Origin of the sequence: Caulobacter sp. DWR1-3-2b1 (assembly GCF_049895765.1) — a bacterium.
Taxonomy (GTDB): Bacteria; Pseudomonadota; Alphaproteobacteria; order Caulobacterales; family Caulobacteraceae; genus Caulobacter.
Map to the genome: position 1 here is coordinate 1 of NZ_JAFCSZ010000040.1, position 24,522 is coordinate 24,522.

A 24,522-nucleotide genomic window follows, 5' to 3' on the forward strand; every position below is an offset into this window, starting at 1 on the left:
CCCTCGAACATCGGCGCTTGCAGCACCGCAAAATCGCCGCCTAGATATCAACCCCAGATGAGGCCAACCCTCCGCTAAATCCGCGACCCGGCTGTCTCAAAACTTCTGACGACGTACAGCCGAGGTTTCTCGAGGTCCTGGCGGCGCGCACCCAGTCCGATCCCACCGCCAATCCAGTGACGGGCGTGGATCTCGGCGCCGGCCCTGGCGCGGGCAAGATCACCGAACAGGAGACCTAGTGCGCGCGGGCTTGTCCGATCAAGTTTGCGAGCGGTGCGAGCCGTGAGGCAAACCACGGACGAGCCCGCCTCGCCCTCCGCCGGCCCGGCCTTCCCCAACGCCGCGGCCTGGCGGTCTACGCCTCAGACCGTCAGCCTTGAGGAGAGCTATCGCTCGGTAGCAGTCCCGCGGACCGGTTCGTGGGGCCGCAAACTGCTGGCCTTCTCCGGGCCGGGCTTTCTGGTGGCCGTGGGCTACATGGATCCCGGCAACTGGGCGACCGACCTGGCTGCGGGCTCGGCCTTTGGCTATCGCCTGCTCGCGGTCGTGTTGCTGTCCAGCCTGATGGCCATCGTGCTGCAGGCGCTGGCCGCACGGTTGGGCATCGCCACCGGGCGCGACCTGGCCCAGGCCTGCCGCGGCCGCTTCAGCCCGCCTGTCAGCTTCGCCCTGTGGGTCCTGGCCGAGATCGGCATCTGCGCCTGCGAACTGGCAGAGCTGCCGGGTACCGCCCTGGGGCTCAAGCCCTTGCTGGGCATCCCGCTGTTGCTGGGCGTCTGCCTGACCACCCTTGACGTCATGCTGGTGCTGGCCCTGCAGCGCGGAGGCTTCCGCCGACTGGAGGCCATCGTGGTCAGCCTTCTGGTGCTGGTCGGGGCCTGCCTTGTCGTGCAGGTCGCCCTCGCGCGTCCGGAGTGGAGCCAGGTGGCGTCCGGGTTCTTACCCAGCACGTAACTCGTCACCGATCCGAGGATTCTGTACCTCGCGATAGGCATACTGGGGGCCACGATCATGCCCCATATCCTCTACCTTCACTCGTCAATTGTGCAGACCCGGCGCGATGGGCTGGACGAAGCGGGTCGGTTGTCGGCCGCCCGCATGGCCACTTGGGACAGCAGTCTGGCCCTGTTGCTGGCGATGATGGTCAATGCCGCAATCCTGATCCTCGCCGCCGCGACTTTTCATGCCGCCGGCAAGACCGAGGTCACCGACATCGCCCAGGCCCACACCGTGCTCGCGCCGCTGCTCGGCGCGGGCACTGCGACGCTTTTCGCCATCGCGCTGCTGGCGGCCGGACAGAACACTTCGCTGACCGCGACCTTGGCGGGTCAGATCGTCATGGAGGGGTTTGTGCGACTGCGCATGACCCCCCTGGAGGCGGCGATTGGTGAAGCGGCTTCTTGCGGTCATCCCGGCCATCGCGGTCATCGCGCTCCATGGCGAGCGCGCCCTGGGCGAACTGCTGATCCTCTCGCAGGTGATCCTGAGCCTGCAACTGCCGTTCGCGGTGGTCCCGTTGGCGTGGCTTACGGGCGACCGCGCGCGGACGGGGGCTCTGGTCAGCCCCGGGTGGCTTCAGGCTCTGGCCTGGGTGATCGCCCTGGCGATCGTCGCCTTGAACCTGACCCTCCTGCGAGAGGTCTTCGCGGGCTGACCTGACCCTGCGGACCGTGCCGGCACAACACCTGTATGGACGTTCGTGGACGGCGATGGAATGGAGCTTGGCGGAGACGCAGCCTGCCCTCCAGAGATAGAATTTCATACTTTTCAACACTTAATCACCGGTTTGGTTTCGATACCCCAGTTCCTACCCCTAGTTTTGTCATCGCCTTGCCGGAGTAACGGTCGCGATCTGACTTGCAACACTTTCTCCCCCAGTGCCGGCTTCTCAGCAGCGCACCCGCCGAGACGCGCCATAAATTGCAAGGGGACAGCCGGCTTTACCAGCCGTGTTTTAAGTAGCTCAGCCCCCTTCGAAGAAAGTGTCGGTCGCGCCCCAGCCCGTGACCTGACGCGTGGCGTGGTTGACTTCCCGGACGAGGATGCCGGCCAAGGCGACAGCGTCCTCCAGGCGGTGGCCGTCAGGTCGGCCTCCTCTCTGGCCTCAGTCACAAACAACGTCTGGCTGTTGATGATCAGCCCGCCGACCGCGCCCGCGCGGTCGCGCCAAGGCAGGATCGAAACCCTGAACGAGGCGTCCAACCGTTCGGGCCAAGCAGCCGGACGCGGTCCACCTTGATGACCTCGCCAGACGAGGCCCCTGCAACCTCGCAGGTCTGGCGCGAAAAACGGATCTGCGGCCTAGGATGACGGCTCTTCTGGCAACAAACGCGTCACGCGCGCTTCGTGTCCCGCCTGGGTGATGCCGAAGGCGCGCAAGATCAACGCCGCGGCCAAGCCGCAGGTAATCGTCAAAGCGACATAGCTCAAGGTCAGGCGGTCCAGGACTGCGGCTTCGACCGCGCCAGGCGTGGCCGCATCGGGGAAACGCGCAAAGGCCAACAAGGCGCCCGAGAGGAAAATGCCGACGCCCGAGACACTCTTTTTCATGAAGAACGAACCGGCGAAGAACACGCCTTCGTTGCGCTCGCCTGACGTCGCCTGAGCCTCTTCAACGATATCGGACATCATCGACTCAGCGAGGATCGCGACGCCGACACCCATGGCGGTGGCGATAAGGGTGGAAGCTAGCAGAAGCGGAAGGAGCACGCCGCCGTCCCGGCTTGGCGCCAAGCCCAGCAGATGAAGGATGTAAGGGGCGCTAGTGGTGGGAATGGCCAGAAGCAGGAACAGGATCGCGGCGTTGCGCTTTCCAAGGCGTCGAGACACGTGCGTGGCGGCCGCGAAGCCCAGAGCCACGCCGACCATCACTGCCAAGGTGTAGATCACCAGCACGGAGGCCGGAAACTGCCAAAGGTAGGTGTAGAAATAGGTGGTGAGCGCGAAGCTGAGACCCTGGCTCGTATAGGCGAACACGCCGGCCAGCATCAGCACGAGGAAATTGCGATTGCGCAGCGCGCGCAGCACGTCCGAAAGCCGCCCTCGGGTGGAGGGGGCCTTTGGCAATCTCGCGATCTGACGATGGGTGCCGAGCGTCGAAAGTAGAATTGCCCCGACCATCATGGATGCCGCCACCATGGCATAGGTGCGGTAGCCGCCCGGATTGAGCTGACCGGCCGGAAACTCCCGGCTTGGCGCCAAGAAGACGCCGAACGTCAAGAGCAGCATGCCCATGCCGCCCGCCCAGCCGAACATGTAGCGGTAGCCCAGGATCGAGGTGCGCTCATGGTAGTCGGTCGTAAGCTCGGGTGCGAGCGCGCTGGATGGCACCTCGTAGCAAGAGATCGCCGTCCGGACCAAGATAGCGACCACCACCAGATAGATCAGGGTGACGGTCTGATCTCCGGTCGGCGGGTTCCACAGCAACAGATAGAGCGCGCCGACCGGCAAGGCGGCGGCGTACATGAACGGGTGACGCCGGCCCCAGCGCGAGCGTGTGTTGTCCGACAGGTGTCCGATCAGAGGGTCGGCGAAGGCGTCGAAGATCAGGGCGATCATCACAGCAAGGCCGACCATCTGGGCCGGCAGGCCGATCACCTGATTGTAGAAAAGCAGCAGCAGGGTGGAGAAGCCGTTGTCCTTGATCCCATAGGCGACAGAACCGACGCCATAGGCCAGCTTGGTTGAGACAGGCACGCGACGCGGCGCCGGGGCCAGGGCCGCTGGTTGTAAATCGCTCATGACGCGCTGCGCTTGCTTGGCTTCAGTTGTGGCCGGAGGACAGAACGGCCTGCACGACCGCCGCCGCCTTGGCGTAGGGCGAATAGAACGCATCGATCATGTCGCCCTCCCCGCGCACGAAGACGCCGCGAGGGTTGGAGAATTCGCGGAAGCCTTCGACGCCATGGTGACGTCCCATGCCGCTCATGCCGACACCGCCGAACGCCAGCGACGGCAAGGCGCTTTGCATTGCGCAGGTGTTGATCGCTGCGCCTCCCGAGGAGGTCTGGGCCAGCACCCGATCGGCCACGGCTTGATCGCCGAACACATAGAGGCCCAGCGGACGCTCGCCGGCGTTGATCGTGGCGATTGCAGCCTCCAGGTCGTCGTAGACGACCACGGGTAGGATCGGTCCGAAGATCTCTTCGCGCATCAAGCCAAGATCCTGGTCGGGATCGATGACCAGAGACATCGGCATTCGCCGGGTCGTGGGATCAACCTCCTGGTCGCGCTCCAGCGTCACGATGCGGGCGTGGTGATCGCGGCCCTCTTGAAGCAGGGCCTGCAAGCGTTCGAGATGCCTCGTCGAAATGATGCCCGTGCATTCGTCGCTGCGTGAATAGGACGGCGCGGCGGTGTGCATGAAGGCGGTGGCGTAATCGACGAAATCTTCGACTTCCGACCGGTGGACCAGGCAATAGTCGACCGAGACGCACATCTGACCATTCTTGATGATCTTGGTGCCAATGACGGATTCCACGCTGACGGCGCTGACCGAGCCGGGCGTCAGCAGCGCCGGACACTTGCCGCCCAGCTCCAGGGTCACCGGCGTCAGGTTGCGCGCAGCCGCCGCCATCACCTGACGGCCGACGTTCGGGCTGCCGGTATAGAGCAGGTGGTCCCACGGCAGAGCCGAGAACGCCTGGGCCACTTCAAGGCCGCCGGTGACGACTTGGACCAAGGTCGGATCGAAGGTCGCCGCGACCATTTCGGCCAGAAGCGCGCTGCAGGCCGGGGTGAACTCCGACGGTTTGACCATCACGCGGTTGCCGGCCGCCAGCATCTCGATCATCGGCCCCACCGACAGGTCGAAGGGGAAGTTCCAGGGCGAGATGTTGCCGATGACACCCTTGGGCTGGCTCTGGATGTAAGCGCGGGACGTTCCCAGGAACGCGGGATCGGTCTCTCGCGGAATCGGGGCCATCCAGGCCTCAAGATTGGCCAATACGTACCGGGCGCGACCGACCACGCCCAAGACCTCGATAAGGTCGGACGCCGGGACCGGATGAGCTCCGAAATCCTGGCTGAGCGCGGCGCTGATGCGCTGGCGATTGGCGAGCATCATGCCGATCAAGGCTTCGATCCGCCGCCGGCGCTCATCCAGCGTCGGATTTCGATCGCCCGCGAAGGCGTCGCGTTGGGCGTCGAACGCCGCGCGCAGTCCTGCGATGGTAGGCGCCTCAAGCTCCTGAGCGGGCACCGAGGCGGAGGCTTCAAGGATCGACATCGGCGGATCTCGCTATTGGCGGAAGGCTGCAAGGGCTGCGCGCTCAGCGCGGACGACTTCGGGCTCGGCGGTGACTTGCAGATCGAAGGCCTTCAGCTCTTCGGGCACGTACCAATGCAGCTTGTCGCCGTGATAGGCGGCCCAGACGGCGTCAGCGACTTCCGAAGGCGGTGTCAGCCGCCACATGCCGTCCGGCGGCGCCATGGCCTTGACGCTCGCCGAGAGGATCGGGGTGTCGATCAGGCCCGGCAGCAGATCGGCGACCCTCACGCCATGGCGCATGAACTCGATCGAAAGGGCCTCGGTGAGGCCCCGCACCGCGTGTTTGGTGGCCGAATAGGTGGCGATGCCGGCGGTGCCGAAGATCGCTGAAGACGACGAGGTGGTCAGGCACAGCGATCCGGGCGTGGCCTTGAGCAACGGGATCGCCGCGCGGATGCCGATCATCACGCCCAGCAGATTGACGTTGATGACGCTGATGATGTCTTCCCAAGCCAGTTCGTCGAACAGCCCGGCGACGGCGATGCCGGCGTTGTTGAACATCACGTCCAGTGTTCCGCCGGTCTCGTCGCCAAACCGGGCGATGGCGGCGGCGAAGGCTTCACGGTCTGTAACGTCGAGCGTGGCGAAGATCCCGTTGCCGTCGCCGATTTCGAGCTGCAACGCCTGAAGGCCGGCGAGATTTACGTCATGGGCCCCGACGAACCAGCCTTGACGGGCGAACAGCAGCGCTGTCTCGCGGCCCATGCCCGAGGCCGCGCCAGTGATAAAGATGGCCTTGCGACCGTTGGCTAGGGTCATGGTCAAACGCCTTCCGTGGCGCGCGTCGGCGCGCCGTCCAGTTCCAGGCCGGCGAAGTCGCCCGCCTCGCGCCAGCGGCGCAACATGTCGATGAACACAACGGGGCCGGCGGCGTGCGGAAGGCCCTTGGCCGTTTCCATCGAGGGGCGGCCTTCGTTGTTGTAGTAACCGGGGGTGCAGGCTTGAAGCTTACGGATGCGATCTTCGCCCCTCGCGACGATCTCATCCACCCAGCGATCTTCGGCCTCGACCGAGGTCTCGACGGTTCGCACACCGACCCGAACACAATGGCCAACGATGTGAGCCACATGCTTGGCCTGCTCGCTGAGCATGTGCGGGAAGTTGGGCGACATGCCCGACTGGGCCTGGCTGATGATGAAGCAGTTGGGAAATCCGCGGCTGTGCAGGCCGTGGAAGGTCGCGGCGCCTTGCGCCCATTTGTCCGACAGCGACAGGCCGCCGACGCCGCGCAGGTCGAAGCCCGAACGCTTAGCGAAGTCGCCGCCGACCTCGAACCCGGTGGCGAAGATCAGGCAGTCCAGCGCGTATTCTTTGCCGGCCACCACAACGCCGGTCTCGGTGATCCGCTCGACGCCGCGACCGGCTGTGTCGACCAGGGTGGCGTTGGAGCGATTGAAGACGCCCAGATAATCGTCGTGGAAACAGGGCCGCTTGCAGAACAGGCTGAACCAGGGTTTGAGCGCCTCGGCGGTCGTCGGGTCCTCTATGAGGCTGTCGATCCGCGCGCGAACCTCGACCATCTTCTCCAGGTCCGCCCTCTCGAGCAACGCGCCGAAGTCGGCGTTCTGGGGATCTTCGGCGAACATCTTCTTCACGGCGCGCGCCAGCACCGTCCAGCCGTCGCCGACCATGTCGTCGTCGACTAGGTGGCCGGCCATCTGGGCGGTGAAGTTCTCCATCCGCGCCTGTTGCCAACCGGGCTCGAGGCTGGAAGCCCAGGCCTGATCGGTCGCGGTGTTGTTGCGAACGTCCACCGACGAAGGCGTGCGTTGAAAGACGTAGAGATGCTGGGCGCTGGCGGCGACCGGCGGCACGCACTGGATCGCCGTCGCGCCCGTGCCGATCACGCCCACGCGCTTGTCGCGTAGCTTCTCCAGCGGCTCGGTCGAACTGCCGCCGGTATAGTCGTAGTCCCAACGGCTGGTGTGGAACGCGTGGCCCTTGAAGGTTTCGACACCCGGGATCGCCGCCAGCTTGGGTTTGTTGAGCGGTCCGGTGGCCAAGACCACGAAACGGGCCCGGATGGTGTCGCCGCGATCGGTCGCCACCCGCCAACGCGCCGCCTCGGCGTCCCAATCGAGGGACGTCACCTGGGTCGAGAACAGGGCGTCGTCATAGAGCTGGAAATGTTCGGCGATCCGCTGGGTATGGGCGCGGATTTCCGGGGCCTTGGAGTAGCGCTCGACCGGCATGTAACCGGTCTCTTCCAGCAGCGGGAAATAGATGTAGGACTCAATATCGCAGGCCGCGCCTGGATAGCGGTTCCAGTACCAGGCCCCGCCGACGTCGCCGCCGGCTTCCACAATGCGGACCGTCTCGACGTCGGCCTCTTTCAGGCGGGCCGCCGCCAGCAGGCCGCCAAAGCCGCCGCCGACCACCAGCACATCCACCGCATCGTCCACCGGCGCCCGTTCGGTCGGAACCGCGTAGGGATCGGCCACTAGGTGCGAGAAGCTGGCCTCGCCCATGTCGTGGTAGCGGCGGTCGCCTTGATTGGCCCGGCGGTCGCGCTCCTGGCGGTAGCGATCACGCAGGGCTTGGAGATCCGGCGTGATCGCGCCCGAGGCCTTGTCGGAGTCCGGCATCTGTTGTCCGTCAAAATTCGAGAAGAAGGTCCGCCCGACCATGAGGACATGGCCGGGCGGCAGTTTGCGTTCCGAGGTAGTCAGAACGTCTTGCGCACCGTCACGCCGTAGGTGCGGGGGGCGTTGGGATAGCCGCTATAGCTTCCGTCCTGAGCGACGGTCGGGAAGGTGGCGATCAGGCTGTCGTCCTTGGTCAGGTTGCGGCCCCACAGCATGACCTCGAGCTTGTGCTCAGCATTGGTCAGGCCCAGGCTGGCGTTGACGTTGTTCTGGCCCCAGGTCGACAGGTTGGGCGGGGTGGTCTCGCTCAGTTGCACCTTGCTGGTGTAGTCATACTCGGCCCTCAGATAGCCCGAATAGCCATTGCCAAAGTCATGGGTGACGGTGGCTGAGGTCGATAGGCTCCACTTGGGGATGCCCGCCGGCTTGTCGCCTGTCAGGTCGCGGAAGTTGGGACGCGTGCCGGTGGCTGGGTTCACCGGGCAGCGGGCGGTGTCATAGTTCACGCAGGCCGCGCCGGTGAAGCTGTCGTATTTCGGATCTAGATAAGTGACCGCGCCGGTCAGGGACAGCCACGAGAGCGGCCGATAGGCGCTGTCGATCTCGAAGCCGCGCACTGATTCCTTGCCGGCGTTGACCAGGCTATAGCCGATGCCGGTGAAGGCGTTGGACTGGAAGCCCTCTATCGCTTGGTCGAAGACGGCCAGATTGAAGTAGCCACCCTGAAAATTGGCCTTCAGACCAGCTTCATAAACACTGACGTCTTCGGGCGAGGCGGTGCGACCCACCCCATTGGCGTTGGGCGGACGGCTGTCGGAGGAGAGGTTGAACGCCCCGGCCTTCCAGCCCGTCGAATAGCTGACATAGGCGTTGATCGCTCCGAAGTCGTAGGCCGCTCGAGCCGCATAGGTGACCTTGTTGCCCTTCAGGTTCCCCGACTCTGTGGCATTGGGGAAGTTGACCGGGGCGTGGTTGGGCGTGTTGCCGTAGTAGAATTGCAGGCCGCCGAGCGCGCCGTAGATATTGCCCGGCAGGCCCAGGGCCGCGAACTGCGGAACGGCCTGCAGGTTCAGGGCTGACAGCGGGTCACGCAGCACGACCTGTGCGGCGGCGTCCTTCTCATCGTTCAGATAGGCCAGACCACCAGTAAGGGTCAGGCGATCGGTGACCTCGTAGTCGGCCTGGCTGAACAGCGAATAGGAGGTCTGGTCCATCGTATAGTAGTCGTCGATGCCCTGGCCGGCCTGGAAGTAGGTCGAACCAGGACGGATCGACGGCGTCACCAGGCTCTGCAGGAATTCCAGTGCGTACAGGTTCGAGCGGCCAGTCAGGGCCGGGCGAAGCGGCGCCGGCAGGGCGCCGATCAGGGCGGCGGGGACCTGGCCGCTCAAGCCGTCGCCAAAGCTGCGGATATCGGTTCCGTAGCTGATGGTGCGGCCCGTCGACAGCTTCTCGCTCTGATAAAAGCCTCCGACCAGCCAGTGGAACGGCCCCTCGCCCTTGGAGGCTAGGCGCAGTTCCTGGGTGAAGGTCTTGATCGCATTACCATCAGCCTTGTTGGCCAGGTCCGCGCCGGTGAAGTCGACGTCCTGGTACGACTCACTGGTCTGCTTGCGATAGGCGGTGATCGCGGTCAGGGCGGCGAAGCCCAGATCCTGATCGACCTGGCCTGACAGGCCCTTGCCTACCAGTCTGTTGGTCGGGTCGGTGTTGAAGATGATGTCGCGGTCGAATTTGGTGGCCGGATTGCCGACCGGCTTGCCCAAGCCGAACGGCGCGGTCGCGCCGATGAATTGGGTGGCCGGGCCATTGAACAAGGACACGACGGCGCAGCAGACCTCGCTGATCTTGTTGTAATCGGCGATGATCCGCACGGACGTTTTGTCTGTTGGCAGCCACAGGGCGTCGCCGCGGATCGACCAGCGGTCGCGATCATTGACGTCATTGCCCGTGGTCAGGTTGGTGGCGAAACCGTCACGCTTGTTGACGCCGCCAGACAAGCGCACAGCCAGTGTCTCGCTGACCGGACCCGACACCGTGGCCTTGAATTGCTTCAGGTCGTAATTGCCGAAGCTGACCTCGGCCTTGCCGCCGAACTCGAACGACGGCTTCTTCGTCACGATGCTGATCGCGCCGGCCGAGACGTTTTTGCCAAACAGGGTCGATTGCGGGCCGCGCAACACTTCGATGCGCTCGATCTCGGGCAGGTCGTCCAGGGCCGACGAGGACCGCGAGCGATAGACGCCGTCGATGAAGACGCCGACCGAGCTCTCGATTCCGTCGTTGCCGTTGCCGTTGCCAAAGCCGCGGATGATGAAGTTAGTCTGGCCGACCGCGTTGAACTGAGAGACCTTCAGCGAAGGCACCAGCGACTGCAGGTCGATCAGGTCGCGGACTTGGGCCCGCTCTATGGCCTGGGCGCTGGTCACCGACACCGAGATCGGCACGTCCTGCAAGGTCTGCTCGCGCTTTGTGGCGGTGACGACGATTTCGTCGATGATTGAACTGGCGTCGGTGGCCTGTGCCGCATTGTCCTGCGCGAGGGCCGGGCCGGCGACGATCAGGGCAAGCAAGGACGCGCCCAGAAAATGGATCTTGTGCATGGAAAGACCTCCCTTTTGTTTTTGTCGTTTCAACCCACGCGGCGTGCGCGCGTCTTGGGCGGCGCTTCACGGCTCGATACAATTTGATTACCACTTCATTTTTTGAAGACAAGTTCAAATTTTTAGACACCCCGGAGTTCACCACACGGGGACTTGCGGGAAGCGACCAAGCGCCCGATAGAAAAACAGCCGTCCTGGCGCGCTTGGGAACTGACATCGTGAAAGGCGAAAGCGCCGCTCAGTCGGCCGTGATCGACGACGACAAGGGGCTGGCGCACAGCCGCAAGTCGGCCAAGAAGCGCGACGCGATCCTTCGCGCCGCGATCGAAATCATCAATGCCAAGAGCTTCGCCCTGGCGACCATGACGGAAATCGCCTCGACGCTAGATGTGCGCGACACGGCCCTCTACTACTATTTTCCCAACAAGCAGGCCCTGGTCTATGCCTGCCACGTGCGTTCACTGGAACGCTTCGAGCATCTTCTGACCGAGGCCGACCAAGCTGGCGGGAAAGGATCAGCCAAGCTCGAGCGCTTTTTCCGGGATCTTTTGCTCGACTCCGCGCGCAACGGCCCCCAGCTCTATTTCGGCGATCACTCGTATCTGGACGAAGATCAGCGCCAGATGATCGACGCTTGGGGCGATCGGCTGAAGGGCTTGCTCGAACGCTTCCTGCACGACGGCATGAGCGACGGCTCGATCGTCCAATGCGAAGCCGCGCTTGTCGTACAGCTTTTGCTGGGCATGCTGATCTGGCTGGGCAAATGGGTTCCCAGCGTCGAAGACATCACGGTAGATCGATTGATGGCCGCGATCGGCTTGGTCAGCCTGCAGGGCCTAGAGCCACGATCGTCGTCTTGAACGGCGCCCTGTCCTGCCGCTCACGATTCGGGCTACCCGCGACATTCAGGGAGCGCGCGCCCTGAGATAAGCCTTCGACAGAAGGCACCTATAGCGAAACGATTTTAGCGTGCCTGGGTCGTAAACCAGCTGCCCAAAAACTCCGCGCGAAAGCTCTGCCAGCGCCGAGAGAAGTGAACGCCGGAGGCGAGTCTGAAATGATCTATTGCCCCTGCCACCCGATACAGAGCAGTCGGCACATAAGGCGAGTTATTTTTGCGGAGAAATAGGCGTCTGCAATGCTTTTCGCTAGATCCGGAAGCGGCTTTCCTCCGACGCTGTTAAAAAGACGGGGCCTGGACACTGAACCCAGCCCCTCTGCAATCCGCTGATGTGCCCTATTGAACTGTCACCGGCGTGAACAGCAGGTCCTGATAGTCGTAGCTGAAGTCGGCGATGGGCGAGACGGCCTTCATGGTGATCCGTTCCGGCTTGCCGTTGGCGTCCAGCGCGAAGCTCACATAGGCGGGCTCGGTAGTCGAGCCGGGGAAGCGCGCAATGAAGGTGTCGTAAGCCCAGTGCTCCAGCGGGCTGACCATGCCGGGCGTCTGCTGGAAGTTGATCGACAGCGCGCCGTCCTTTTCGCTGATCGCGATCGGGCCGTACCAGGGATCGGCATAGGCGCCGGCGTAGCTGGCCACGGGCAGTGAGGGCTTGGTCGCCGGCCGTGTGGTCGAGGCCGCGCGCACCGCCGCCAGCCCCTCGGCGTTTCGTTTGTCCATGTACTCGACATAGGCCGCCGACCAGTCGCGCTTGGGCAGGTCCAGATAGTGGTCCAACAGCTCGGCCTGCAGGCCCGGGATCAGAGCGTTCTCCTCGGAATTGTTGAGGAGGACGATGCCGATGTTCTTCTCGGGGATCAGCACGATGGCGGCCCGGAAGCCCAGGGTCGCGCCGCCGTGCTGGTAGATCTTGTGACCGCGATAGTCCTGAATCATCCAGCCCAGACCGTAGGCGCGAAACTGCGGAACGACCTCGGCCAGGGCGCCGGTCAGGTTAGGCGCGGGCACCGGCACCACCGGCTTCCACATTTCGCGCGAGGCGGCCTCGGAGAACAAGCGCTTGTCCGAGCCGGGGATCTTGCCGGCCGCGAGCTGGACGGCCAGCCAGCGGGCCATGTCGTTGGCGCTGGCGGCGATGGCGCCGGCCGGGGCCGAATTGACGCCGAGCGCGACCTCCTTCTCGTCCAGGGCCTGTTGGGGACCAAGGCCGCGCATTTCGCCCAGGCGGCCGTGGGGATAGGCGCGGTCTGTCGCCCTGAAGCGATCAACGTCGTTGGTGACGCTGCTGGCCATGCCGGCCGGCTTAAGCAGCCGGTCGCGGACGTAGTCCTCCCAGGTCTTGCCGGTGACGTCTTCGATCATCTGGCCAGCGACCATATAGAGGACGTTGTCGTAGGCGTAAGAAGAGCGGAAGCTGGTGACGGGCTTGAGATAGCGCACGCGCCGTACGCTCTCGGCCCGGCTTAGCGTTGTCGCGGGCACGAACATCAGGTCGCCCTGCCCTAGCCCCAGGCCGCTCCGGTGGACCATCAGGTCCCGCACAGTGATCTCGCGGGTGACCCAAGGGTCGTACATCCTGAAGCCCGGCATGTGGTCGATGACCGGGTCATCCCACTTGATCTTGCCGTCATCGACCAAGGTGGCCAGGGCCGCCGAAGTGAAGGCCTTCGAGACCGATCCGATCTGAAAGAGCGTGTCGGCGTTGACCTTCTGAGGATGTTTTAGGCCTTTGACGCCATAACCCTTGGCCAGGGTGACCTTGCCGTTCTCGACGATGGCGATGGCCATGCCGGGCGCGCCCTGGCTCTGGCGCATGGCCTCGACCCGAACGTCGAAGCCCTTGGGCGGATCGGCCGCGGCGATGGCGGGAATGGCCAGCCCGAAGGCCAGGGCCGTGAGGATATGGCGCATGACGGTATCCCTCTGAATCAAACGGTTGCGACACGCGGCGCGTGCCCCTTCCAGAGCCGCCAGACGCCCCAGGTCATCAGCGGCGCGACATAGACGGCCAGAAACATCCAGGCCAGCAGCCGGTAGCCCTTGGCGATCAAGGTCACGAGACCGAAGCGGTCGGCGATGAAGATCGAGCCCACCAGCAGCACACCGGCCACGGCCAGTCGCCACCTGTGCGGAAAATCCCCGCCCCTGCGCTGGGTCCAGACGTGGGCCAGGCGCTCGTTAATCGCGTGCACCGCGCCCGTCCCGCTCTCCAGCAGGGCCGCGAAGATCATCAGCTGAAACGCCACATGGAACGCCGGAAAGTTCAGGCGCTGCAACAGGAAGTCCGATGGCAGGGCCTCGCTTCCGATCTGCGGGTAGTAAGCGACCATGCAAATAAAGAAGAGCGCTGCCGGGATCATCGCCAGAGGCCCGGCCAGCAGTCCGGCCACCACGGCGTCGCGCCGGTTGGTCATATGCCGCACGACCGGCAGGATCACTACGGCCCCGATGATGTTGTAGCTGGCATAGGTCAGCCCTCCGAGCGCCCAGCCGTCGATTGGCGCGGGCGTCGCGAACCCCGCCGCGATCCGGTCGCCAAACCGGCTGAAGGCCAGGATCACGAACAGGGCGTAGACCCCGTAAAGGAAGAACGACACGTACTTGAACAATCGCTCCACGGCCGTGTTGCCGAAGGTGACGAAACCGGCGATGCCGACGGTGAGGCACAGGGCGCCGACCAGCGGCGGCCAGCCGAGCACCGCCTCGCCGATCGCACCGGCCGCCGCGCCAAACACTGCCAGGATCAGCACGATGAAGATCGCGTAGGCAGCCTCGAACACGCCCCAGAAGGGTCCCAGCAGGTTGCGGAAGAAAGTCCGGTAGTCCTCGCTGCCCGTTGCTCGCGCGAACAGGAAGGTCGCCACGCAGACCGCGCTCCAGATCGCGGTGGCCAGAGCGATGGCCATCAGGCCGCCCCATGGTCCGCTGGGGAGGAAGAACTCGGCCAGCTCCCGACCGGTGGCGTAGCCGCCGCCGATCACCACCGCTTTGAACGCGAAGCCCGGCAGCAGATAGCGCTGGAACCAGGACGGCTGGCTCATGGGGCGAGGCAGTTATCGACCAGGCGCTCGAAAGCCGGCCCGCCGCGCAGGGGATCGGCCACCGGCAAGCTCAGGGCTGTTGAAGCTACGGCCATCAGCACCTCGGCCTCCTGCTGCGTCAGAGCCGAGGTGTTAAAGCTCACACCGCCGCAGCGGATGTTTGGGTTGGTCAGGGCGCCCATTTGCAGGTTCACCGCGATCGCGTCGATCAAGCTGGGGGTACGGAATTCGGGAAAACCCAGCAGTCGCTCGCGGCCGGGCTCATGACACAGCACCACCACGTCAGGCTGGCTGCCATGCAGCAGGCCCAGAGACACGGCGGCATAGGCCGGATGGGATAGAGAACCCTGCCCCTCGATCACGTCCCAGTGGTCGGGCGCAGCGTCGGGGCTGAGGATCTCGGCGGCGCCGGCTTCGAAGTCCGAGACCACCGCGTCCATGGGCACGCCGCCGCCGGCGATCATGATCCCGGTCTGGCCGCTGGCGCGGAAATCGGCGCCGACACCTCGCGCCTTGAACGCCGCTGCCAAGGCCAAGGCCGTATACTTCTTGCCTATGGCGCAGTCGGTGCCGACGGTCAGAAGGCGTTTGCCTGTGCGCTTGCGACCGGTGGCGATAGGGATGCCCGCGGGCGGACGCCGGACGTCGATCAGCTTCCGGCCATAGCGCTCCGCCGCCGCCTTCAACTCCGGCGCGTCCTCCAGGCGTGCGTGCATGCCGGCGATCAGGTCGAGGCCCGCCTCAAGCGCGTCCAGCAGGCTGGGCATCCAGCTTGGCTTGATGACCCCGCCCGGGTTGGCGACCCCGATCACCATCGCCCGGGCGCCCCGGACATAGGCTTTTTTGGGCGTCATGCGGGTCAGGCCTGTGGTCACCGCGTCGCTGGAACAGGCCAACTCGCCGACGCACAGGTCTGCCGCCCAGTCCTTCAGGCCAAAGGCGGTCTTGGCAAAGCCAGCTTCCGTCACGTCTCCCAAGAACAGCAGATAGGGCTGCGGGAGGCTGACCGGGGAGCTCTCACGTCGCGCGAGGGAGGCGGTCATCGAAAGGCTCTCGTTGGGCCAGGAGATGGAACGGTACGCATATTTTGATCTCGCGAGCACGGGGCCCGCGCGCCGCCCTTCAGGTGGCGGCGCGCGGGAGGCGGAGGCCTAGAACTCGGCTGTCACCGCCAAACCGATCGTGCGTGGCCGAACCACCCCGGTCGTCATCGCGCCGTTGGGGTTGACGTTGAAGCCGTTGGCCGTGACGGCGGAGGTTGAGACCCGACCATCGCTGTCGCCCAGGTTCTTGACGTAGGCCTCAAGAGAGACCTGGCCGAGATCCACGCCGGCCTGGAGATCGACCACCTCGTAGGATTTGACCTCGCGCTGGCGGCCGTTGGCGGCGCGATAGGTCGCGTCGAACCCGCCAGCCTGATCCGACAGGTGACGGACTGAGCCGCCGACATAGGCCTCGACGCCGGCCTTAACCGCCCATCGATAGTCGGCGTTGAACGCCAAGCTGAGCTCCGGCGTGAACGGCAGGCGATCCCCCTTTAACCCGCCGACCAGGGGACTGGTGTCCCCGTCCAGCTTGGCGTCGGTATAGGCGCCGTTCACGGACAGATTGAGCCCCGGGATGGGGCGCGCCGTCGCGGTGAATTCGGCGCCGTCGCTCTTGGCCCCCGAGCCATTGATGTTGACGCCAAAGCCGTTAACCGCGGCGAAGAGCTGGATGTTCTTCCAGTCGATATGGAAGACAGCGACGTCGATGCCGAACCGGCGGTCGGCCGTTTCGCCCTTGAAGCCGAGTTCGTAGCTGAGCACGGAGTCGGAGTCGTAGGTCTTGGGCGTGCTGGCCGGCGCGGCGGGCGGGATGACGTTCGGCCCGCCCGGGCGGAAGCCCTTGGCGATGCGCGCGTAGAGCGAAGCGTGCTCACTGACCTTGAACCGCGGGGCCGCCGAGTAGGTGAACACCTCTTCCGACGAGGTCACCGAGAAGGACGTGGGGCCGCCTGCGAGGACCCCGTCGCCGACCTGGCTGGCCTTCTGGCTGTTGTGGCTATAGCGCCCGCCGAGGTCGATATCGACGCGATCGCCGAGGTGCAGGGTCACGTTCGCGAAGCCCGCCAGCTCTTCATACTTGGACGGCAAGGCCACCTTGCCGAGCAGAGGGAGGCCCGCGATGTCGGTGAACGTGCCGGGCCTCACCGCGTGATACTGCTGCCGGATCAGGCCCTTCTCGTGATTGTAGTAGCCGCCGACCAGCCACTCGAACGGGCCAGCCGCGTTGGACGACAGCCGCAGTTCCTGAGTGTACTTTTCCACATTGGTGTTCTGAGCCAGCAGGAACTCGTTTGGCACGCCGAAGATGGCGGCCACGAGCCCGCTGAGATTGGTGGTTAGGTCAGTGCGCAGCGTCTGCTTCTGCGTGCTGTAGCTTGACGAGGATGTCAGGTCCGCAAACCCGAGATTTACATCGCCGGTAGCGTTGTAGACGCGATAATTGACGTCCGAGAACTGCGGCACAAACTGCGATTGCGACCGGCGACCGTAGAGGGTCTCCAAGGTGTTGGGATTGCTTTCCACCGCTGAGCCTGCGTCGGCCTCGATGTTCTGAACCACCACGCTCAGGCGCAGCGAAAACTTGTCGCTGGGCTTGAACAGCAGGGAAGCGCGACCGCCATAGCTGCGCGAGTCATCGATGTCCTTCTCGATATCCGAGCCGCCCGTGCCGATCGAGTCGATGGAGCCGCCGATCTCGCGGTAGGTGCCCGATGCGCGGAACGCCAGGGTGTCGCCCAACGGGATATTGAACACGGCGTTGGCGCTGTAGGACTCGGCCCCGCCTTTCGTGGCCTCCACATTGCCCCGGGCTCGGACTACCGTCTCGCCGAACTGCGGCGCGTTGGTGACGAACTTCAGGACGCCGCCCAACGAACTGGCGCCGTAGAAAGTGCCCTGGGGCCCCCGCAGGACCTCAATGCGGGACACGTCGAAGGTGTCGAAATCGCCGGCCAGGACCGCGCCGTTGACCAGACCGGTGCTCGACCCGAACGGTGTCTCGTCCACATAGACGCCGACGGTGGAAGCCACGCCGCCGGTGTTGATCCCGCGAAGGACCAAGCGGCTCTGGCCGGGGGTGTCCTGGGTGGCCTGAAGGCCAGGCACCAGCTTCAGATAGTCGGCGAAAGTGGAGGCGTGTACCGCTTCGAGCGTCTCGCCGGACACTACCGAGATGGATTGCGGCACGTCGATCAAGGTCTGCTCGCGCTTTTGCGCGGTGACCACGATCACGTCCAGTTCGTTGCTGGCGGACTGCGCGAAGGCCATGCCACTCGACGTCAGCGCGATGGCGGCGGTCGACGCCGCCAGGACCAGACGCCTCGAATTGCTACGCTTAATCATCCCGTACCCCCTCTTGGTTTTTGTTGTGCTTGTCCGGATCAGTCGGTCCCGGCAGACGACGGCGTGTCACGAGATCCCCCGACAGAGCTCGCTGCCTCCTGAGCGAAAACAATCCTGATTTGGAGAGAATGATCCCAATATGAGAATTGTCAACTCGGCGAACGTGGGGCGAAACTGCCTATTATCTGAGGCTTTCCCGATCTGGGGCGGTGACACAAACCCGTCCGAGCACGTCCAATCATCCTTCCCGGAGAATTGCGGGCTTCACCGGCGAGTCGTCGGCCGGCTCGGCTTGCCGGGTGAAGGCCGCCATGACCGCCAGCAGCAGTCCTGACAGCCCGGCCACGCTAGCCATCATCGCGAAGAAGGCCGTCGGCCCCATGCGGGTCCACTGGGCGCCTAGCACGCCGGCCAGCAGGTTTCCGGCGAAGGCGGCCAGGAACCAGGCCGCGATGGTGGTGGCCACCATGCCGCCCGGCGCCAGGCGCGCGAACAAGCCCAGCCCCACCGGCAGGATGTAGAGCTCGCCGGCCGTCAGCAGGGCGAAGAAGGCCGCCAGCCAGATCCAGCTGGCCGGCGCCCGGCCGCTCATCGTAGCGACCACCGCCAGCAGCAGGAAAGCCGAGGCGACGGTGAAGGCGCCCAGCGACATCTTGGCCAGTGGCGACGGCTCGTGCCCCTTGGCCGCCTGGTGCGACCAGTGGGCCAGGAACAACGGCGTCAGGACGAAGACCAACAGCGGGTTCAGCGCCTGGAACCAGGTCGCTGGGATCGTGAACCCGCCGGCGATACGGTTCACGTCCTTGTCCGACCACAGGGCCACGGTGTTGCCGACCTGCTCGTAAGCGCCTCGGAAGACGATGACGCACAGGCCCACGCCCAGCAGCACAAGCAGGAATTTCTGGCCCCCGGCGCGCGTCATTGGCCCAGACTGCACGAGACGTCCGCGCGGCGGATCGGCCGGCAAGTGCTTGCGCCCCAGCACATAGATGACCAGCCCAGCCAGCATCCCGACGCCCGCCGCGCCGAAGCCGTAGTGCCAGCCCAGGGTCTCGCCCAAGGTGCCGCAGACCAGCGGAGCCAGAAGCCCGCCCAGGTTCACACCGACATAATAGACATTGTAGGCCCGGTGCCGCCGGGGATCGGCGGGTCCGTAAAGCGCGCCGATCTGGCTAGGCAGGCTGGGCAGGAACAGGCCGTTGCCCACGGCGATCAGGGCCAGGGCGCCGTAGAAGGCCGGTTCGAAGGCCATCATGAAATGGCCTAGGGCCATCACCGAGCCACCGATAATCACTGACTTGCGCCGGCCCAGCCAACGGTCTGAGACATAGCCTCCGACGATCGGGGTGAAATAGACGAAGGCGGCGTAGAAGCCGTAGATCAGCGAGGCTTCTTCCTGCGCGATCAGCAGCTGCTTGGTCATGTAATAGACCAGCAGGGCGCGCATTCCGTAGAAAGAGAACTTCTCCCACATCTCGGTCAGGAACAGGACGGTCAGCCCGACCGGCTGCCCGAACAGCGACCTGCCCTGGGTCGGCGCCCCGCCGGTCACGCGCCGCCTCCCCAGCCGTTGGCCGGATAGGAGACGTGGCCGTCCTCATAGACCACCGGCGGATCCCGATCGCGGGAGATGAACACCGGCCCGTCCAGATCTACGATGTCGCAGAGCTGACCCAGCAAGAAGCCCGGCGCGAGGGCCAGGCTGGAGCCAGCCATGTTGCCGACCATGACGCCCAGCCCAAGGCGACGCGCCTCGGCGACCATCATCAGCCCTTCTGTCAGCCCACCGCACTTGTCGAGCTTGATGTTGACGATGTCGAAGCGCCCGACGAGGGCCTCGATGTCGGCCAGGCCCTGCACGCTCTCGTCGGCCGCTACCGGCAGCGGCAACTTGATCCCTTCGAGATCAGCCTCGCGACCAATGGCGAAAGGCTGCTCCAGCAGCTTCACATCGCAGTCGACCAGGGCCGGCAGCAGCGCTTCCAGCGTATCGGGGGTCAGGCCCTGATTGGCGTCAACGCCGATCCAGACGTCCGGACGCGCCTTGCGCACCGCCCGCAGCCGCTCGGCCTCAAGGTCTGGGTCACCCGTCAGCTTCAGTTTCAGGGAGCGCGCCTGAACATAGCCCAAGGCGTCATCCGCCATCTTGCCCGGATCGGCAGCGCCGATGGTGAAGGTGGTGATCAGCGGCCTCGGGGCCTCCAGCCCGGCCAGCGCCCAGACCGGCCGTCCCGCCTGCCTGGATTCCAGGTCCCATAGGGCGCAGTCCAGCGCGTTGCGCGCACCGCCGGCCGGGAGCAGATTGCGAAGGGTCTGGCGGTCCGCACCGGCCTCGATTTCCTCCTGGACCGACTCGATGGTCGCCAGCATCGCGGCGGGATTCTCGTCGCGATAATAGACGCCCGACGCCTCGCCCTCGCCCGCTGGGCCGCCCGTTTCCAGTCGGGCGACCACAACCGGCCAGGCGGTGAAGGTGTAGCCGGTGATCGTGAACGGCGCCTTGAAGGGCAAGGGGTCCTCGACGGCGCTCAGAATGCGCTGACGCTGGGCGGTCATGGCGACCTCCGGATGATCGAGCAAAGAAAAAAGGAGCTGGGAGGCGCCCGACCCAAGGTCGGACGCCTCGACCAAGATCAGTAGTTCGCGCCGAGACCAACTAGGTGGAAGGCGATAGCCAGCCAGGTCAACACCAGGGTGGAGAGCACCAGCACGACGCTCCACAGCTTGGCGAACCAGCTACGCTTGCCTTTCCAGACCACCGTCAGGTTCCAGATCGCCAGGCCAAGGCCGGCAAACACGCCCAGGCTACCCAGGATGTGCAGCGCCCAGATCCACGCATCCATGCCGGCCGAGAGCAGCGCCAGGTCGCCAAACATGGTCAGCACCGTGCCGATCCAGGCAACGATGGACAGGGCCGAAGCGGCGGCGCCGATGCGGACCAGGCGATAGGCTCGAGCCTCCTGTCCGTGCAGCGGGAAGGACTGACCGTAGCGCCGGCGCACGATGGCCGTGATTGGCCACAGGATCACAGTGAGAAGCAGGGCCGCGAGGCTGGCGCCCGCAGCCGGCAGCAACCAGGCGCCCGACTTGGCCGCGGGGGTCGGTTCGAAGACCATGAACGGATAGGGGTCGACGCCGAAGCGGACGACGCGGCCATTCTCGACCTTGGCCGCAAGACGCTCCTTGCCGCCATCGACATCAGCCCAGACGAATGGCGAGATCTCACGCCACTTCTTGGGCACGTCGTTGAAGCCGCGCAGGACCGAGAAGGTAATCGTACCGTCTGGATTGGCCACCACCTTGGCCTCGCCCAACAGGCCGACCACGCTGACCAGGCTGCTCTCGACGCGACGGGAATTGTCGTAAGTCCCGGCGATCATCTTGGCGTGCTCGGCCGCGACCTTGGGATCCATCTGACCTTCAAAAGCCGGGCCCGGCAGGTAGCGATCCGCGAACTCGCCGTAGATCGCCCCGCGGATCGGGCCGGCGGCCCCTTCCTTGCCCAGGCTGTTGAGCGAGATGAAGATGCCCACGCCGTCATCGAGGAACAGGTGCAGGTTGCTGTGGAACCATTGGGTGTCGCCGCCGTGCGAGATGACTCGGCGACCATTGATGTTGGTCTCGTAGAAGCCCAGCGCCATGCGGTTCAGCGGCGGCAGCGAAGTGCGGCCGGTCGAGTGCATCATCTGGGCAGTTTCGGCCCGCAGGATCCGCTTGTCGCCATAGGCGCCCTGCTGCAGGTGGGCGATCATGAACCGCGCCATGTCCGAACCTGTCGAGGCAAGGGAGCCTGCCGGGGCCATGCCGATCAGTTCATAAGGCTTTGGCTTGCCGGAGCCGAGTTCGTAGCCCAGGGACATGTTGGCCGCCAGGGCTGGTGGCAAACGACCACGGAAGCTGGAATTGGTCATGCCTAGTGGCGCGAACAGATTGCGCTCCACATAGTCGTCGAACGGTATTCCAGAGGTCCGCTCGACCACATAGCCGGCCAGGGCGGTGGCGTAGTTCGAATAGGCCGGGGTGGAGCCCGCGGCGTAGATGCGGCTGGGCGTCCAGCGCTTCACCACAGCGCCGAGCGGCGGGAGCTTCTTGATGTCGGTGGTGATCAGATCCTTGACCGCCTCCTCGAAGCCCGCCGTGTGGGTCATGACGTCCCGCATGGTGATCGGCTTGCCGCCCGGGCCAGGCTCGATCCGGAAGTCGAGATAGGTGTTGATGTCGGCGTCGAGATTGATCTTGCCTTGCTCGACCTGCTGCATCACCGCCGTCCAGGTGAACAGTTTCGAGGTCGAGCCCGGCCGGAACAGGGTGGCGGCCGGATCGACGGGCTTGCGCTTGGCGACATCGGCGTAGCCATAGCCCTTCTGCAGTAGCACCTGGCCGTCCTTGACGACGACGATCACGGCGCCGGCCACGTCACCGCGCTGAAGCGCATAAGGCATGTAGCCGTCTAGCCAGGCCTCAAGGTCGGGCGCGGTCAGGGGGCGGCCGCCGGCAGCGCCGGGAGCCGACGCCGGGGTCATCCCAACTTGGGGCGCGGTCTTGGACGCGACCGGCGCGGTCGGCGGCGCGAGGGCCTGCCCCGGCGCGGCTACGCTCGCTGAGCACAAGGTCAAGGCAGCCAAAGTGGCGGCGGCGGATAAGAATCGCATGGGACCCCCTACGGACCTGCGCATAACGTGCGGGGTCCGGCGTTGCTGAGGGACGATGACGCGGCGACCTTGCGAGATGCGAGGGCGGCCGAATTGTCCCAATTAGGCGATACTGGTCCGCATTGGAGAATTGTCAACGACCGTAGTCTAGGTTGAGAATTTGTAATGCGCGGTTCTTGCCGTGCCTGCCGCAGCAAATATGTTAGGTTGGACCAACTGTTTCGCGGAACGCCGGCCTCGGCTAACCGGCCAGACGCCGTCCTGATCAGGACGGTGAACGCAAGGCGGGCGACCGCGATGAGAGGAACCAGCCTTGAAGCAGACTCATCCGACCCTGGGCGCCCTCCTCCGCAGCCTGCGCATGCGCAATGACTGGACGCTCAAGGAGATGAGTGACCGGACAGGCATTCCCCTGTCGACTCTGTCCAAGGTCGAGCACGATCGACTGACGCTGACGTATGACAAGCTGCTGCAGCTAAGCCGTCGGCTCAACCTGCGAATGTCGGAGCTGTTCAGCGAACCCGAGACCGCCGCAGAGGCGCCCATCACCGCGCGGCGCAGCATCGGACGGCTTGAAGAAGCAATTCGGGTCAACACTCAGAACTACGACTACTATTATATGTGCCCGGAACTGCGCCGTAAGCGGATGGTTCCGGTAGTCACGCGCATCCGCGCCAAGACCGTCGAAGAGTTTGGCGAACTGGTGCACCATCCGGGCGAGGAATATATCTACGTCCTTGAAGGCCCCATCGAGATCCACACCGAGTTCTACGATCCGGTGACCTTGCAGACCGGCGAGTCGATCTACATCGACAGTACTATGGGGCATGCCTATGTCGTGCCCGAGGGCGGCCTGGAAGCCGTGGTGCTCGGCGTGTGTTCGAGCGCAGATGAAGACCTAATGGAGTCTCTGATCACTCTGCATGGCGACGGCGCTCCCGAAGAGCCTCCGGCCCGGCCCGTCCGTCGCTTGATGGGCAACCGCCGCGAGGCCGCAGCCCGATGAAGCTCCAAAGCCGGCTTGCGACCATGGATATCAGCCAGCTTTGAATAAACTTCTGTTCCGTCAGCCCGTGTTCGGACCGCGCCGCTGCACCAAGCGCTCCAACGACAAGGGTGATCGAGGCTGTCGTCGTAGATAGGTCGAAACTAGGCGCACTTGGAGCTGGTCGCGCCGGAAACTGATCCGCACGTGGAGCCGGCAAGCAGACATCAGCCGCGTCGGTCGCCAACCAACGCTCTGGCATACTGTTGGCGATCGATAATGGGCCGACAGAACCGCAGGTCGCCATCAATCACCGCAGGCTCGGCCAGGATGCCTTTGAACCAAGCGTTGGCGTCGGTCGTGTTTGCATGGATCAGGGTGACCCGATAGTTGTGCTTGCCAGTCACAGCGGCCGCGAGAGCGACATGTTGGTCATTTATGAGCCTTGCTTCCAACCGGCGCAGATCGTCGGCATCGATCAGCCTGGCCCGCAGATCGACAACACTATGACAGGCATCGTCGGACAGCCTGACTCGCCCCACCAGCTTGAGCATACCGTTCTGACGGATGCGCGTCAGGATGCGAAAGGCCGTTGTCCGCGAGACCTTGAACAGCGCCGCCAGTTCCAAGGTGGTGGGCAGCGGTCGGCCCTCTAACCTAGTCATGATCTCGAGGTCGACCTCGACCCCGCCGCGCGTCAGGGCGCTGGCGGGAAAAGGATATGGCGATTGCGGCTTCGGCTGGTTCACGGGCGCTTCGCCTGATCTCCGGAGGACACTGCTCGCCCCTCCACGACCACGACCTAAGCCCAGGCGCACACCGCTGGCAACAATAATTCTCCGATTAGAGAAATTGTTCTGATGAGAGAACCCCTCCCACCTTCGGCGTGAGGGGTAAGACCTGATAGTCCCAGCGGAGGTCGACGATCGGCGAGACGGCTTCAGATCCACCGCTCGACCCCACCGTCAGCGTTCAGGTTGCGCATTCCACGGCATCGTGGGCGCGTATTCCACGGCATCATGGGCACGATTTCCACGCGATGGTGGGCACGGATTCCACGGCATCGTGGGCGCCCCTGCTGAGGGGATGATGGAGCC

General features: G+C 64.7%; 16 protein-coding genes and 2 pseudogenes. 4 read left to right on the top strand and 14 right to left on the bottom strand.

Annotated elements, in window-relative coordinates; genetic code table 11:
- Positions 1-40: 40 nt before the first annotated feature.
- A pseudogene (locus ACP69S_RS20395) lies at positions 41-118 on the bottom strand (hypothetical protein); the annotation flags it as partial.
- Positions 119-477: 359 nt separating this feature from the next.
- On the opposite strand from ACP69S_RS20395, the pseudogene ACP69S_RS20400 reads away from it, so the two are divergent.
- A pseudogene (locus ACP69S_RS20400) lies at positions 478-1,302 on the top strand (Nramp family divalent metal transporter); the annotation flags it as partial.
- Positions 1,303-1,387: 85 nt separating this feature from the next.
- Positions 1,388-1,654 (top strand): divalent metal cation transporter, encoded by a 267-nt coding sequence (locus ACP69S_RS20405; protein WP_426000395.1) that lies wholly within the window; start codon positions 1,388-1,390, stop codon positions 1,652-1,654.
- Between the two features lie 647 nt (positions 1,655-2,301).
- Here ACP69S_RS20405 and ACP69S_RS20410 read toward each other — a convergent pair.
- From ACP69S_RS20410 to ACP69S_RS20430, 5 genes are all read right to left on the bottom strand, one after another.
- A complete protein-coding gene (locus ACP69S_RS20410) occupies positions 2,302-3,741 on the bottom strand; it encodes an MFS transporter (protein ID WP_426000365.1) in 1,440 nt (479 codons plus the stop codon).
- 22 nt (positions 3,742-3,763) lie between these two features.
- A complete protein-coding gene (locus ACP69S_RS20415) occupies positions 3,764-5,227 on the bottom strand; it encodes an aldehyde dehydrogenase family protein (RefSeq protein WP_426000367.1) in 1,464 nt (487 codons plus the stop codon).
- Between the two features lie 12 nt (positions 5,228-5,239).
- Positions 5,240-6,028, bottom strand: coding sequence for an SDR family oxidoreductase (locus tag ACP69S_RS20420; protein ID WP_426000369.1), 789 nt, complete (start codon positions 6,026-6,028; stop codon positions 5,240-5,242).
- 2 nt (positions 6,029-6,030) lie between these two features.
- Positions 6,031-7,854: a flavin-containing monooxygenase gene (locus ACP69S_RS20425; protein ID WP_426000371.1), complete on the bottom strand. Its 1,824-nt coding sequence runs from the start codon at positions 7,852-7,854 to the stop codon at positions 6,031-6,033.
- A gap of 80 nt (positions 7,855-7,934) precedes the next feature.
- Entirely contained in the window at positions 7,935-10,457 is a 2,523-nt protein-coding gene (locus tag ACP69S_RS20430; protein WP_426000373.1) for a TonB-dependent receptor domain-containing protein, read from the bottom strand.
- 218 nt (positions 10,458-10,675) lie between these two features.
- Here ACP69S_RS20430 and ACP69S_RS20435 point away from each other — a divergent pair, with 218 nt between their 5' ends.
- Entirely contained in the window at positions 10,676-11,317 is a 642-nt protein-coding gene (locus ACP69S_RS20435) for a TetR/AcrR family transcriptional regulator (RefSeq protein WP_426000375.1), read from the top strand.
- Positions 11,318-11,694: 377 nt separating this feature from the next.
- Here the strand turns inward: ACP69S_RS20435 and ACP69S_RS20440 are convergent, their stop codons facing one another.
- The 7 genes from ACP69S_RS20440 to ACP69S_RS20470 all read right to left on the bottom strand — a co-directional run bounded on the left by ACP69S_RS20440 (position 11,695) and on the right by ACP69S_RS20470 (position 22,440).
- Positions 11,695-13,269 (bottom strand): serine hydrolase, encoded by a 1,575-nt coding sequence (locus ACP69S_RS20440; RefSeq protein WP_426000377.1) that lies wholly within the window; start codon positions 13,267-13,269, stop codon positions 11,695-11,697.
- 17 nt (positions 13,270-13,286) lie between these two features.
- Positions 13,287-14,399 (bottom strand): YkvI family membrane protein, encoded by a 1,113-nt coding sequence (locus ACP69S_RS20445; RefSeq protein WP_426000379.1) that lies wholly within the window; start codon positions 14,397-14,399, stop codon positions 13,287-13,289.
- Positions 14,396-15,442, bottom strand: coding sequence for a DUF1611 domain-containing protein (locus ACP69S_RS20450; protein ID WP_426000381.1), 1,047 nt, complete (start codon positions 15,440-15,442; stop codon positions 14,396-14,398). Before ACP69S_RS20450 ends, ACP69S_RS20445 begins: the two co-directional genes overlap by 4 nt.
- A 108-nt stretch (positions 15,443-15,550) precedes the next feature.
- Positions 15,551-17,788 carry a TonB-dependent receptor gene (locus ACP69S_RS20455; protein ID WP_426000383.1) on the bottom strand — a complete coding sequence of 746 codons (2,238 nt, stop codon included), beginning with the start codon at positions 17,786-17,788 and terminating at the stop codon, positions 15,551-15,553.
- A 238-nt stretch (positions 17,789-18,026) separates the two neighbouring features.
- A complete protein-coding gene (locus ACP69S_RS20460) occupies positions 18,027-19,340 on the bottom strand; it encodes a peptide MFS transporter (RefSeq protein ID WP_426000385.1) in 1,314 nt (437 codons plus the stop codon).
- Complete coding sequence (locus tag ACP69S_RS20465; protein WP_426000387.1) at positions 19,337-20,344, bottom strand: dipeptide epimerase; 1,008 nt, start codon at positions 20,342-20,344, stop codon at positions 19,337-19,339. The genes ACP69S_RS20460 and ACP69S_RS20465 overlap by 4 nt, the downstream gene beginning before the upstream one ends.
- Positions 20,345-20,421: 77 nt before the next feature.
- Positions 20,422-22,440 carry a serine hydrolase domain-containing protein gene (locus ACP69S_RS20470; RefSeq protein WP_426000389.1) on the bottom strand — a complete coding sequence of 673 codons (2,019 nt, stop codon included), beginning with the start codon at positions 22,438-22,440 and terminating at the stop codon, positions 20,422-20,424.
- A 313-nt stretch (positions 22,441-22,753) separates the two neighbouring features.
- Here ACP69S_RS20470 and ACP69S_RS20475 point away from each other — a divergent pair, with 313 nt between their 5' ends.
- Positions 22,754-23,446, top strand: a complete 693-nt coding sequence (locus ACP69S_RS20475; protein WP_426000391.1) for a helix-turn-helix domain-containing protein — start codon at positions 22,754-22,756, stop codon at positions 23,444-23,446.
- 206 nt (positions 23,447-23,652) lie between these two features.
- Here the strand turns inward: ACP69S_RS20475 and ACP69S_RS20480 are convergent, their stop codons facing one another.
- The gene (locus ACP69S_RS20480; protein WP_426000393.1) at positions 23,653-24,174 is read right to left on the bottom strand and encodes a hypothetical protein; all 522 of its coding nucleotides are present in this window, start codon (positions 24,172-24,174) and stop codon (positions 23,653-23,655) included.
- Positions 24,175-24,522: the final 348 nt, after the last annotated feature.